This is a genomic window from Enterococcus sp. AZ063 (genome assembly GCF_051715045.1).
In the GTDB taxonomy this organism is placed as follows: domain Bacteria; phylum Bacillota; class Bacilli; order Lactobacillales; family Enterococcaceae; genus Enterococcus_D; species Enterococcus_D casseliflavus.
In genome coordinates this window covers 516,460-528,807 of record NZ_JBIOTA010000001.1, presented here as the reverse complement: position 1 = coordinate 528,807, position 12,348 = coordinate 516,460, and the positions used below count along the sequence as shown (strand labels likewise).

Sequence of the window (12,348 nt, the reverse complement as noted above, 5' to 3'; positions counted from 1 at the left end):
TTTACCTGTCTTTGTAATCGCTTTCTTTAATATGTTACACAATATTTATACTTTATTCAATATAAATATATACTTTTGCGGAAATTGTTTGTTGAGCATATCAAACAGACCTCAACGATAAAGGCATTTTTCACTTGTTTTGGATTCCTTGCCATTCATACAGAAGATTATTTGATCAAAAGCGATTATTTCCTTTTTGGTATTCAAAAATGACTGCTGATTTCCTGTTGTCCACCTTTTGTCTTTATAATTCTCAAACACAAAAAATCCTTTCTATTTAGGAAACGGTCGCACCCTAAATAGAAAGGAGTTTTTTTGCGAGAGCTCTTACGTTTCCCTCTAGACATGCAAATCTTTGCTAGCGCACGTCGTAAAATGAAGTTGGTGAAAGAGGTAAACAAAGGAGTAGATTTCTCAACTCCATAAAAGTCTGACTTTTTAGTTTACTAATGGATGTCCAGTTCACTTGGTCAGCCCCCCCATTCATTTACCTTGTCGTCCATGTAGGTGTGGTATGAATAACATACCCTCTATAGTAGCAAACAACCAAATATAATGTCATTATTAAGACTGTAGAAAAAATCGCCACCATTTTTACTGCTTTTTGCGAGGATACTAAATTGTATCTGTAACTTATCGTTTGGATAAAAGGTAAGAAGCAGATAATAAAGGGATGCAGATAGCGTCCACTAAGTTCATCAAATGCTTGGGTTGGTTTATCTAATATGAGATAAAAACCGGCAAAAACCCCAACCCAATTTGTGAAGAAAATTGCAATCAATCCCACAATAAATGCTGGTTTCCATGAGAATTTTCTTTCAGTTAACATCACAAAAAACAAGCACAACAACCAGAACAGATTAAACATATCTGGCAATATGGTAGAAACTACATTGAACAAGGTTCTTCCTCTTCGATCCATTGTTTCAGTATTCAAATAAGAATGAATAAATTGTTTAAAAAAGTTGCTTAAACCAAATATCTGATTTAAGAAATACAGTACAACAACAGCGGCTAACATGATAAAAATCCAAAAAGCGAAGCGAACGCCTTTCCTCTGTCGTGTGTATATCTCTGTTGCTTTATTTGTAAACAACGGCAGAAAAAACAATGAAGGTAATGCAAAAACATAATTATTCTTTGCAAACAAAATGAAAAAAATCGTAAGAAGGGTATAGCCTATCTTTTTTTTGGTTACATCTTTAAATCTAGTTACTCTAGCTAAGTTCAATAAATTGACCATAAACGCTGAAAGAACCACATAAGAATAGACATCATAACTTGGACTAGCAATTTTCTGTAAAAATGGCACTGAAAACAGCATGACCAACGCCCATTTCGCTACCTTACTGCTTTTGATAATAAAGAATAAGCTGATCGCGAAAAAAACTAAGTTTGAAAGTCTGGAAAAGACTAACATGACACCGTAACTGGGATAAACGTATCTACCTATCAACACACCTATGGCTGCTGGAAGATGACCTATACCTATTTTGAGGATTGAATTATTTTCTCTTTGCAGATGGAAGCTTAACGTGTCCTCCTGGACATCCGACAACTTTGTTTTAAAGAAAGAGCCTACGTCAAAATCATGTTCTTCCTTATTCGATGCTATCGCCATTAATTCAAGGTTACGCACAGTATCAGTCTTCATTGAATCAGGATTATTTCCAGAGAAAATAGTATAACTCCTGCTTAAATGATACCCTTCATCCCCGTTGGTTATGGGATACGTAATAAATGTTGAGATTACACCGAAAATCATAATTGCAAATAAGTAAAAGAATTCTGGAAAGTTCTGTTTACTTGGTAATGAGGTTCCCACTAGAAGCCCCCTTTCAAAAAATTGAATACTCCACTAACAACACATAATGATAGCAGTTTCTCAATATTAATACAATTTAAATAACAAAAATACCAATCCAATCATAAGCAGTAGTGTTTGAGCAGATGGTCGCCGTTTATTTGCATGAAACTGATTTTACTTTCATTCATTTAAGGAAAAGTATTTCGTTGGAAAATCACAATTTAAATTAGTTGTTCGAATCCATTATCACACAATCGCTATATAATGAGTTTTATCTAAAAGGCAATATATTCTGATCGGAAACAATACGGAAAAAAACAGCTCTTCTCATTTTGATCATCAATCAGAAGATTTCTTAACAGCTAACAAAAAGTCAGACCAATAATTTTGATGATATTCCTCAAGAAACCAAACCAATTTTTCAGAATAGAAGCAAGATATATTATTTTCGATGCGGGAAAATGAAAAAGAAAGTATACCCGCCTCGCTTGATTTGAAGCGACCCCCAAAAGTTAGACCAAAGAATCTAACTTTTGGGGGTCGTTATTTGTATGGCAAAATATCCTTTTGAATTAAAACTAAAAATCGTTAAAGAATATCTTAGTGGCGTGGGCGGATATCGTCATCTTGCCAACAAATGCGGTGTCTCAAGTAAGTGATTGGGTGAATGCCTATCGTGAATACGGAGAGGAAGGGCTATTGAGAAAGCATCAAAATCAGTAATATTCTGTTCAATTTAAGTTAAATGCGCTAGAGTTATATCAAAAAAGTGAGATGTCCTATCGAGAAGTTGCCAGCACTTTAGAAATGAACAACCCTGCGCTTATTGCCAATTGGATGCGTAATTTCAGAGAAGCAGGTATTGAAGGGCTCTCAAAAGAGAAAGGGCGACCACTTACTTTGACTAGAAAAAAAGAAAACAAAAAAGAAAGTACAACAACTGAAGAACACAACCGTATTAAGGCATTAGAAAAGCAAGTACGATCCCTTCAAATTGAGAATGCCTTTTTAAAAGAGTTGAGGAAGCTGCGAAAACAGGAAGCCCAACAAAGACGCAAGAATCAATCGCACGAATCATCGCCAGCCTCCGAGGATCATTCAAACTAGTTGAGCGTCTTGAAACATTGAAATTTCCTAAAGCAACCTATATGTATTGGCAGAAACGGTTTGACAGACTAAACCCAGACCAAGAAATTGAAGAAAAAGTGCTTGAAATTCGCAGAGAGCATAAATACTATGGCTGTCTGCGACAAAAAAAATTAGAGAATCAAGGGATTCATGTCAATAAAAAGAAGATTCAACGTCTGATAAAAAAACTAGGTATCGAAGTAAAGTCTTACACTCGAAAATCTCGACAGTACAATTCTTATCGTGGGAAGGTTGGCACTGTCGCCAAAAATCGTATTCATCGTCGGTTTTATACAAATATCTGTCACCAAAAAATTACAACTAATACCACAGAGTTTAAGTATTATGAGGTAGACACCACAGGTGTCGTTCGTCAGAAAAAGCTGTATTTAGATCCTTTCACGGATCTTTACAATAGTGAAATTCTATCTTATCGGATTTCTGAAAAACCAAACGCACTAGCCATAATGGAAGGATTAGAAGAAGCAATCCAGATAACAAATGATTGCCCATTTCGTAGAATCTTCCAGAGTATGTCTCCTAAAGGGAATTGTTTAGATAACTCACCTATGGAAAACTTCTTTGGTTTATTAAAGCAAGAAATTTTTCATGGAGAAATCTATCGGAGTTTTGATGAATTGAAAACAAAAATTGACCAATATATCTATTATTACAAACATAAACGCATCAAAAAGAAATTAAATCGGCGAAGTCCGGTTCAGTTTAGAGAAGCTGTAAAAACAGCTGTCTAACAGTTAATTTTATCGTACAAAAAAGGAGTGGATTTCTCCACTCCATAAAAGTCTAACTTTTTGGGGTCACTACAATTGTCCAGCAAGCTTCGGGGTACACTTTTTCTTTCTTAAAAGAGGAATATACTTTTTATATAAGAAAATAAGATGTATAATGCCTCAAAGTTATTTACTTATATACCTCTTGACAATTCTCTATATAAACTTGATTAGCAATCCAATCACTGCACTTGAATTTGGTAAATCCATGACAGCTATGAGAAAAAGTCCACCTGAAACAATTTCTGACTAAGACTGACCTTCAAAAAACATATCATAAATAATATGTTCTTTTTGATAGTTTGCAGAGTGTTCGATTGGGTCTATCGATCAAGTTCTTCTTTCGGGGGAAATGACACTCTCTATCACTAGTTTTCTTCATTTTTAGTCCAATCAATTTGCCGGGATCAAACCATACCAACAAACGTATAAACAACTTATTTACTCGTTTCTCTTTCATCACTTTTAACGATTTAACAACCTCAGTTGTGGCTTTAGTGTCTCGGAGTTTGAGTTTGCATCTGACACACTTCGAAAGCATACTTTACGATCAATGTCGCTCTCACGCTCTGCATACCCCATTCATCATTATTGACAATAATCGTCATTTAATCGCTTTATAATACAGTAATTGCTTTATTAAACTCATTTTAGAGTTAATCGAGTTAGAACGATCATTTAAAGATTAATGTCATATCTTTATGAGACACCTCACTCACAGAGATATACTAATAAATTCATTTTTTAGTCATTACTTTTCTTCTAATTTTAAAAGTCAATACAAGCAATACCAAAAATACAGAGAGACATGCCGAGAGTTTCTGGATAAGTGTGCCAGCGTAATAAATCTCAACTGAGCCACTTTTCTCTGCTAGCAATGTTATCTTGCCATCCTCAAGTGCTTTTCCAGTCGTTTCTGATAAAAGCAAGTTAGGCTGACTTCCTTTGGCTCCTTTTGAATAATTTGCAACATACCCCTTATACCATAACAATGGGACCACAATCTCTGCTTTTTTTTCTTCATTATCAATAGTATATTGGATTTTTATTTTTCCATAGGATTTATCAGTACCCACTATTTGTCCATTTTTGATTGTTGGTTCGCCATTTGTTGATAAATTGCTAGGATCGGCACCAATATTTAAATACTCTCCCCCTGAAACACCCAGAACCACTGATTTTCCTTCTACACCGCTTCTCATAGCATTCAAATCTTCATATCTATTTAACTTTTTTTGTTCATATTCTGGACTATTATAAAGAATAATTACTTCTTGCGGATTATCGGATGTCGTAAAATCTGGGAATGTATTCCGAGAAATTCCCAAAAAAATTGTCAAAACTATACAAAACACAAACAAATAATTTGGTATTTTATGATTCAGAACACTTAAAAGTATGATTAGAATGAGTGCAAATACAAGATATCTTCCCACGAATTGAACAGCTCCTAGAGAGGACGAAGAAAATTCTATCCAAGGAAACATGTTACTTCCTAAAATAATCAATGCAAATATGAGGAAAGATAAATCTCTTAGCAGGCTTGGTTTCATATCAAACTTACGCAATGTAGCTGTTAAAAGAATGACTCCAACAGCGCTTAATGTCGGGAAATTACTAATGGTTCTTACATTATCGTTCAAAGAATTAAATAAAATAGTCCCTATCCCTTTTACACTAGTATACCTAAAAGCATTAGGTGTATGAAATGCAATCAGCTCTTGTGAGGCTTTCTGCTCTAGTAATGGCAAAAGGAAAAAGGCGGAGAATCCCACTGTTAAAAGAATGGTTTTCATTAAAGCAAGCATTACTTTACCATTTACTCTTCGTATATTTAAAAAAAAGAATAAAAGACATATTAATGCAACTACCATTGTGCTTAAGATATGTGTATTGACAATAATTGCAGCTATAATTGAAACAGCTGCTATATTCGTCTTCTCAAAATAAAATAATTGATACAGATAGTACAATAACAAAGGCAATAGTACTAAGCATATAGCAAAAGCTATTGCCCCATTCACTATAGTTGCCATTAAAGAGTTGAAAATAATCAATGCAGAGAATGAAAATGCTCGAAAGTCACTAAGCTCAAATTTTTTAGCTGTAAAAAAAAGAATGGTCAATGAACCCGTATAAAAGCAAACATACAACGCCATCCAAGATTGAACAACGGAAAAATTAAAAAAACTTATCAAGATTGCTGGTATATATAAAAACCATTCCCCGTAAAACATCGGTGTTCCATATCCTAAGCCATTTGCCATATAGTAATTTATTTTTGGAAACCAGTGATTATTTTCCAAAGAATTAGCTAAACCAATAATTCTGCTTGTATGAAAATCAAAATCTGCACCAGATACCAGAAAATAACTATTCACATACACATAAATCAAACTAATACAAAAGAATATGCCAATATAAAAGATATATTTTTTTCTTGTAGTATCTTTTGTCTGACTATTTTTTTTGTTCTCCTCATTGCCCCTATTTCTTCACCCTGCATGCCAAAATTTCCTCCTACTAATCTCACTCAATTGCCTTTTTCTTTATTCCGCAAGTAAATAGCTTTGACGCATTAACCATTTTCATAACTACAAAAAAATCCTAATCAGATCTAATAGCTAACAATAAACATTCTAACTAAATTACCACATTTCTACAATAGCCGAAATAGATTTAATCGAATAATAAAAAAATAGTCCTAATAGAAAACAAAGCAAAACATGCCAAGGGTAGTCAGATCTTTTCTTCCCTAGATTTTACAATGTAATAAATATTTCTTTCATAAACAAAATAGTCTCACTGTACTTCAATCTAAGAATTTTGAATATATATCATTTGCAATACCTGCAATTCTGAATAGAACAGAAACAGCAACATTTTTTCTCTCTTTTCAAAAAATAAAATGGTCTATTGATCACTGAATTAACAACGATTTATAGACCTTATTACAGATTTATCTAACCGATTTTTCAAACAAAAGAAAAATGTTCTCCCCCCAATTTTAACAGCTTCTAAATACTGCTAGATCTATCTCTGCTATTTAAACGATGCCTTGGGTTTATAATTTTTTAGTCAGTGGTGCTAGTTTTAAAGAGCAAAAATCATTTTTTCATAACCATTGGAAAACGTGATTTTTTATTTAAGTAAATAAAAAACTTCATCTATAACAAAATAAGGAGCAAAAGACTATTCATCAATGGTAATATTCTCAATATCCGTATCTGGTTGATCAAATTTAAGTGAGACTAAATCTTTTGTTCTGAAGGCTATAGACCATCCCAGAGGCTCAATAGGAAAATAATTATACGTGCTTTCATAAACTTGGGGTGCTCGCACTACAGTCGGAGCCGTAATTTCATAAGTTACCTCGTTTTGCACTGTACGCATTTGATATTCTTTGTTGGAGATTGCCTCATTGATTGTCTCATCATTTACATAATTGTCCCCAATCGCATACAAATCTCCTTCTACATTATATAATCCTGTATAACTAGAATCAGGGTAACTCACTTCATGAATAATAAATAAAAACCCTTCCTTCTCCGTCTGATTTCCTGATGAATCAGTGATAATATTGAAATAAAAATCTGATGGTTCGATATCAGTTGGGTTCAAATTATTATCTGATTTCATCTTGGATAGGAATTCTTTTCCTGATTTTACTATGGAACTGTCGCTTTTCTCTAATAGCTCCTCCGCCATTGCAATATCTTCTCGTATACCTTGAATTCTAACTGATTGATAATCAAATTCATCTTGCTTAACTTTTTCTAATATCTCTTCATCTGTCATCTTAGAGACTTCGCCGATAGTTAACTTAGTATTCTTATATCTGCTAATTTTATTATCCTTATCAAATACTAAAACAGACTCAATTGCTGTATCTTTTCCAAAATTATCTTTTGTAACATACCATAGTTTTGTCTCTTTACCTTTATCATTCATATATTCAGCAAACGTATACTTTCAAAATTGGGCGCTACTAATTATTTTATTTAGGCTTAACAATGCAAAAATAACTGCATACTAGTTAAATCTCTCTAAAAATTTATATCCAAATGGTGTTACTTTATACACACCCAAAATAAAAAAAGCCAGAAACACCTGCAAATAGGCATTTCTAGCTTATCCAACTCCATTACCCCACAGACCCTTCCATCTCATAACTAATCAACCGGTTCAATTCGACTGCGTATTCCATCGGTAATTCTTTGGTGAATGGTTCGACGAATCCCATGACGATCATTTCGGTTGCTTCGCTTTCGGAGAGGCCGCGGCTCATTAGGTAGTACAGTTGTTCTTCTGAGATTTTGGAGACTTTGGCTTCGTGTTCTAGGGACACTTGGCTGTTGTGGATCTCATTGAATGGGATGGTATCGGATTTCGATAGGTCATCCATGATGATAGTGTCACACTCGATATGGGAGATAGAGCCTGCGCTCTTCTTGCCGAAGGTGACTTGTCCACGGTAGTTTACTGCACCGCCGTCTTTAGAAATTGATTTTGAGACGATGGAGCTGGAGGTGTTTGGTGCGTTATGGATCATTTTTGCACCAGTATCTTGGATTTGGTTGGCACCTGCAAAGGCAATGGAAAGCATCGTGCCTCGTGCGCCTTTGCCATCTAGATACACACTTGGGTATTTCATGGTTGTTTTGGCACCTAGGTTGCCATCGATCCATTCAACGGTAGCACCTTCTAAGGCTTTGGCCCGTTTGGTTACTAGGTTGTAGACGTTGTCTGACCAGTTTTGAATGGTGGTGTAGCGGCAGTAAGCGTCTTTTAGGGTAAAAATTTCAACGATGGCAGCGTGCAAACTATTGCTTGAATAGGTTGGGGCGGTACAGCCTTCGACGTAATGAACGCTGGCGCCTTCGTCAACGATGATCAATGTTCGTTCGAACTGACCGGTATTTTCGGCATTGATTCGGAAATAGGTTTGTAATGGCACATCGACACGAACGCCTTTTGGTACATAGATAAAGGTACCACCTGACCAAACGGCTGAGTTTAAAGCAGCAAGCTTGTTATCGGTTGGTGGGACTAATTTTGAAAAGTATTGTTTGAACAGCTCAGGGTATTCCTTCAAGGCTGAATCGGTATCGGTAAAGACGATGCCAAGTTTTTCAAACTCTTCTTTCATGTTGTGATAAACGACTTCTGATTCGTATTGAGCAGAAGCGCCAGCCAGGTATGCCCGCTCGGCTTCTGGAATACCAATGCGTTCAAAGGTCTCTTTGATTTTTTCTGGTACGTCATCCCAATCACGGGCAGGACGATCACTTGGTTTTTGGTAATATTTGATGGCATCAAAATCGATGTCAGACAGGTCTGGGCCCCAGTTTTGCATGGGCATCTTGTTGAAGGCTTCAAGAGACTTCAAGCGGAACTCAAGCATCCATTCTGGCTCTTGCTTGACCCGTGAGATTTCACGGACGATGTCTTCGGTCAATCCTTCGCCGGTACTAAAAACAGGCTGCACGTCATCGTGGAAGCCAAATTTATATTCTTCTAATTCGGGTACACCCATGGTTCTCACTCCTTTTGTAGTGCGGTTGTCTATTCGCTGGTTTCTTCAGTGTCAGATTCATTGGCGTGGCTGTGACTGACAGATGCTTGTGTACTGTCAGCAGCAATGGCTTTTTCTAATGCTTTCCAAGCTAAGGTCGCACACTTGATGCGTGCAGGAAACTTCGCCACACCCCCAAGCATGGAAGCATCGCCTAAGCGATCGCTTTGAGGAATGTCATTTCCTTGGACGAGTTCAGAAAACAAGCCTGATAGCTCACCAGCTTCTGCTAGTGTCTTACCGATAATCGCATCCCCCATCATGGATGCACTGGCGGTACTGATGGAACAGCCTTCGCCAGTAAACGCGATGTCTTTGATGGTGTCTCCTTCGACAGCGAGCTCCAAGTGGATCACGTCGCCACAGGTAGGGTTATTCAATTCGACTTTGTACGTTGAATCATCCAAGGTGCCCCGATGATGTGGGTGGCTGGAATGATCCAGAATGACTTGTCGATACAAATTATCTAATTTCGTTAGTGCCATGTTGGAAAAACTCCTTCGTCAGCTTGATGGCGTCAACCAGTCGATCGGCGTCCTCTCTTGTATTATACAGGTAAAAGCTGGCCCGTGCAGTCGCTGGGACTTGCAAATAGGTCAAGAGGGGTTGGGCACAATGATGACCTGCCCGTACCGCGATGCCTTCCATGTCTAAAGCGGTGGCAACATCATGAGGATGGATGGCAGCTAGATTAAAGGCGATCACTCCCGTGCGTTTTGCTGCTTCTTGGGGGCCATAGATGGTCAAGCCTTCAATGGCTTGCAGTTTTGGCAAAACGTAAGCAGCTAAGTCTGCTTCATGGGCGTGGATGTTTTCTAAGCCGATTTCTGTTAAGTAATCCACCGCTGCACCTAAACCGATCGCACCGGCAATATTTGGTGTACCAGCTTCAAATTTCCACGGTAGTTCTTTCCACGTGCTTTCTTGCAGATGGACAAAATCGATCATTTCACCGCCAAATTCGACGGGCTCCATCTGATCCAGCCATTGCCGTTTGCCGTACAAGACACCAATGCCAGTTGGTCCGCACATTTTATGACCAGAAAAGGCATAGAAGTCACAATCCAGTGCTTGGACATCAACTGCCATATGTGGAACAGCCTGTGCACCATCCACCACCATGACGGCTTGGTGCTGATGCGCCAATTTGGTTAGCTCCGCAATCGGATTGATCACGCCTAAAACATTGGAAACATGAGCGATCGAAACGATAGCGGTTTTGTCTGTGATCTGTTTCTTGGCATCTTCCATGTCCAAGGTGCCTTCTGGCGTCAGCTGGATATATTTCAAGGTAGCTTTTTTTCGGGCTGCTAATTGTTGCCAAGGGATGATATTGGAATGATGTTCCATATAGGAAATCACGATTTCATCGCCTTCATTGACAAAACGGTCGCCGTAGCTGCGGGAGACCCAATTTAAACCAGTGGTCGTCCCTCGAGTAAACAGCACTTCCGCCGTCTCATTCGCATGGATAAAACGGCGAACTTTTTCTCGTGCGCCTTCATAGGAATGGGTCGCCCGTTCTGCGAGGGTATGGACCCCACGATGAACGTTGGCATTGTCTTGATGGTAATAATCGGTGATCGCCTGCAGCACCGCCTCTGGTTTTTGCGTAGTGGCGGCATTGTCGAGGTAGATCAATGGTTCGTCATTTACGAGCTGATCCAAGATGGGAAACGCTTGTTTCACTTTTTGGGCATCGATCATGCGAGCAACTTCCCTTCGATAACGGCAACCAATTCTTGTTGCACTTCTTTGACTGGGATCGCGGTCAAGACGGAGCCTAAGAAACCACGAATCACCAAACGTTCCGCTTCTGCTTTGCGCAGCCCACGACTCATCAAGTAGTACATTTCTTCTGGATCGACCCGTCCCACACTGGCTGCGTGTCCGGCGGTTACTTCGTGCTCGTCGATCAAAAGGATTGGGTTGGCATCCCCACGGGCTTGGTCAGAAAGCATCAAGACCCGACTTTCTTGTTGCGCGTCCGCCCCTTTTGCTCCTTTTAAAATGTGTCCGATACCGTTAAAGGTTAAGACGCCGCGTTCTCTAATGACGCCGTGTTGCAGGATATGGCCAATGGAATGCGGTGCTTTGTTGGTAACACGGGTGTCGATCCCTTGTGTTTGACGCCCAGCACTGATTGCGACCGCTTTGACTTCCGAATGCGCGCCTTCGCCTACAAGATCAGAATCAAAGTCCGCCACGACGTCGCCGTCATTCATGACTCCAATTGCCCAATCTACCATCGCATCTCGTAATACGTAGCCGCGACGATTCATGTACGTAGTAATGTTGACACCTAACTGATCAATCGCAGAGAATTTGACCTTCGCACCTGCTTTGGCGATCACTTCCACTACGATATTGCCAGACAGTTTTTTCGCTTGGTCGCCTTTGGTTTGGAAACGTTCTAAGTAGCTGAACTCACTGTGCTCATCAGCAACGATCAAAATGTGTTTGAAGAAATGCGCTTGACTATTGCCATTGTGATAGAAAATCGCTTCAAGGGGTTCTTCGATCACCACGTTTTTTGGTACATACAAGAACATGCCGCTATTCATAAACGCCGCATGTGCTGCGGTCATTTTGTCTTCATCCATTGGTACTGCTTTGGTCATGTAGTATTGATTGACCAACTCTGGTACTTCTTTCATTGCTGTAAACAAGTCGGTGAAGATCACGCCTTTGTCAATCAGCTCTTGCGGTAATTGCTCAAAGATGGTGGTGTCATCAAACTGAACGAGAGTCGGATGGTTATCCATCGCGTCAAAGGCGGGAACCAAGCCAGCACCGGTCTCCTTAGATTCACTTGCAGGTAAGGTTGGATCGATGAAGCCTGCAAATTCTTTTTCACCAGCAAGTGCTTGTTCGTCGATATTGAACAATGGCCAACGCTCGTAACGCACCCGCTCGATTTTTGGAAACGCAAGTTCATCCACTTTCGCAAGGGCTGCTTGGCGTAATTCCAACATCCATTCAGGCTCTTCTTTTAACGCTGAAAAAACGTTGACTTGTTCAAGATAATCCTGTAATTTTGCCATTTA

Annotated in this window: 7 protein-coding genes and 1 pseudogene; 1 reads left to right on the top strand and 7 read right to left on the bottom strand. The window is 38.7% G+C overall.

Annotation, left to right across the window (positions count from 1 at the left end):
• Positions 1 to 487: 487 nt before the first annotated feature.
• A complete protein-coding gene (locus tag IGK61_RS02440) occupies positions 488 to 1,825 on the bottom strand; it encodes a DUF2142 domain-containing protein (protein WP_254777478.1) in 1,338 nt (445 codons plus the stop codon).
• Positions 1,826 to 2,358: 533 nt separating this feature from the next.
• On the opposite strand from IGK61_RS02440, the pseudogene IGK61_RS02435 reads away from it, so the two are divergent.
• Positions 2,359 to 3,687 (top strand): annotated as a pseudogene (locus IGK61_RS02435) (IS3 family transposase).
• A gap of 776 nt (positions 3,688 to 4,463) precedes the next feature.
• Here the strand turns inward: IGK61_RS02435 and IGK61_RS02430 are convergent.
• The 6 genes from IGK61_RS02430 to sufD form a co-directional block, all read right to left on the bottom strand.
• Positions 4,464 to 6,107, bottom strand: a complete 1,644-nt coding sequence (locus tag IGK61_RS02430; protein WP_254777439.1) for a hypothetical protein — start codon at positions 6,105 to 6,107, stop codon at positions 4,464 to 4,466.
• Positions 6,108 to 6,918: 811 nt separating this feature from the next.
• On the bottom strand, positions 6,919 to 7,677 hold the full coding sequence (locus IGK61_RS02425) for a hypothetical protein (protein WP_254777440.1): 759 nt from the start codon (positions 7,675 to 7,677) through the stop codon (positions 6,919 to 6,921).
• 193 nt (positions 7,678 to 7,870) lie between these two features.
• On the bottom strand, positions 7,871 to 9,262 hold the full coding sequence (gene sufB, locus IGK61_RS02420) for a Fe-S cluster assembly protein SufB (RefSeq protein WP_005232103.1): 1,392 nt from the start codon (positions 9,260 to 9,262) through the stop codon (positions 7,871 to 7,873).
• 29 nt (positions 9,263 to 9,291) lie between these two features.
• The gene (gene sufU / locus IGK61_RS02415) at positions 9,292 to 9,786 is read right to left on the bottom strand and encodes a Fe-S cluster assembly sulfur transfer protein SufU (protein ID WP_005232105.1); all 495 of its coding nucleotides are present in this window, start codon (positions 9,784 to 9,786) and stop codon (positions 9,292 to 9,294) included.
• Positions 9,764 to 11,008: a cysteine desulfurase gene (locus IGK61_RS02410; RefSeq protein ID WP_074535295.1), complete on the bottom strand. Its 1,245-nt coding sequence runs from the start codon at positions 11,006 to 11,008 to the stop codon at positions 9,764 to 9,766. Before IGK61_RS02410 ends, sufU begins: the two co-directional genes overlap by 23 nt.
• Complete coding sequence (gene sufD / locus IGK61_RS02405) at positions 11,005 to 12,345, bottom strand: Fe-S cluster assembly protein SufD (protein WP_015508910.1); 1,341 nt, start codon at positions 12,343 to 12,345, stop codon at positions 11,005 to 11,007. The genes IGK61_RS02410 and sufD overlap by 4 nt, the downstream gene beginning before the upstream one ends.
• Positions 12,346 to 12,348: the final 3 nt, after the last annotated feature.

Coding starts and splice junctions, on each gene's coding strand:
- IGK61_RS02425 (WP_254777440.1), bottom strand. CDS start 7,677: ATGAATGATAAAGGTAAAGAGACAAAACTATGGTATGTTACAAAAGAT.
- sufB (WP_005232103.1), bottom strand. CDS start 9,262: ATGGGTGTACCCGAATTAGAAGAATATAAATTTGGCTTCCACGATGAC.
- sufU (WP_005232105.1), bottom strand. CDS start 9,786: ATGGCACTAACGAAATTAGATAATTTGTATCGACAAGTCATTCTGGAT.
- IGK61_RS02410 (WP_074535295.1), bottom strand. CDS start 11,008: ATGATCGATGCCCAAAAAGTGAAACAAGCGTTTCCCATCTTGGATCAG.
- sufD (WP_015508910.1), bottom strand. CDS start 12,345: ATGGCAAAATTACAGGATTATCTTGAACAAGTCAACGTTTTTTCAGCG.